The 1,133-nt window shown below is 41.7% G+C and carries 2 protein-coding genes; both read right to left on the bottom strand.

Features of this window, described 5'->3' with window-relative positions:
• Positions 1–131 precede the first annotated feature (131 nt).
• Positions 132–269, bottom strand: coding sequence for a hypothetical protein (locus tag Q0095_RS03790; protein WP_297881497.1), 138 nt, complete (start codon positions 267–269; stop codon positions 132–134).
• A gap of 433 nt (positions 270–702) precedes the next feature.
• A complete protein-coding gene (locus Q0095_RS03785) occupies positions 703–855 on the bottom strand; it encodes a hypothetical protein (RefSeq protein WP_297881495.1) in 153 nt (50 codons plus the stop codon).
• Positions 856–1,133: the final 278 nt, after the last annotated feature.

Genomic DNA, 1,133 nt, shown 5'->3' with positions numbered 1-1,133 from the left:
CGAACTTGGAGGCGAGCGAGGTGCCGTCGCTGCTTAGATGGTGCTTCCATCCGTCACAACCTGCGAGCAGCAGCGCGAACACGGCGGCAGCAATTTTTAAATTTAAAAATTCCATCGTCTAAAATTCGTCCTTAAATCTGCTTTAAAACTGCTAAATTCGTTTTTAAATTTGCGTTTGAAATTTTAAAATTCACGGCGCAATGCCTGTCAGAATTTATGTCTCGATCCGCTCCGAGGCGTATGTCGTAATAATCCATGCTTGGGTTCATGCCGTATGCCGTGACCCTTGACGAGATTTATGTCATAATCTGCGCTAGAATTTATATCGTGGCATATATTTAAATTTAAGTCTCGATCTGCGTTAAAGTTTATACTTTGGCATGTGCTGCAGCAATGCTATAAGGCGTATGTCATATAACCCGCGTCGTAATCCGCACTAAAGTCTATATAGTCACCCGCCTAGCAATTTGTACTTGTAGCGTTTTGGTTTTTAAAATTTAGGCTTTTAAAATTTCTACCCACTCCGCTCGGCTTTGCATCGGCGCTTGATCTTTCTAGGCAAGCAGCTTCGGCGGGACGCGCGCAGCAAAGAGCCGCGCCTGCTCGCGCGAGCTTTGTGCGGATCCAAAAAGAGCGCGCGGCGTAGGCGGTGAAATTTTTAAATTTTAACGTAGCTTTATTTTTCATCATGCGAGCTAAATTTTACGCACCATCATTTTGCGCGCTAGAATTTTTGGCACCTTGATTTTCGCCGTTAGAATTTTCGGCACTCTGATCTTCGCCGCCAGAATTTTGCGAGGCGGAATTTCTAAAATTATATTTTTTTGATATTGGAATTTTCTGTAGCCGAAGCATTTGCGCCCGCATTTTTGCCATTAGAATTTTCGCCAATTAAATTTATTTTTTGGAGAATTTTAAATCCAAATTACGCGCCCTATTATTTTATCACGTCATCACGAGTTATTTACGTAAAATTTCACCTATTAAAAATTTGGACGCAAAATTCCACCTGCGAAATCTCGATAAAATTTTGCCATTAAATTACGAAATAAAATTCTACCTCGCAATTCCGCCGCTATTTCTTAGCGATTTTATAGTAGCCGTCTCTGAAAACGACCTTGCCTGCATCCACA

This window comes from uncultured Campylobacter sp., from assembly GCF_938045535.1.
In the GTDB taxonomy this organism is placed as follows: Bacteria; Campylobacterota; Campylobacteria; order Campylobacterales; family Campylobacteraceae; genus Campylobacter_B.
The sequence above is the reverse complement of the archived record's forward strand: the minus strand, read 5'-3'. Positions and strand labels throughout refer to the sequence as shown.

What these genes read in the sequence shown, in the direction of transcription:
- Q0095_RS03790 (WP_297881497.1), bottom strand. Translation starts at nt 269, where the DNA reads ATGAACCCAAGCATGGATTATTACGACATACGCCTCGGAGCGGATCGA.
- Q0095_RS03785 (WP_297881495.1), bottom strand. Translation starts at nt 855, where the DNA reads ATGCTTCGGCTACAGAAAATTCCAATATCAAAAAAATATAATTTTAGA.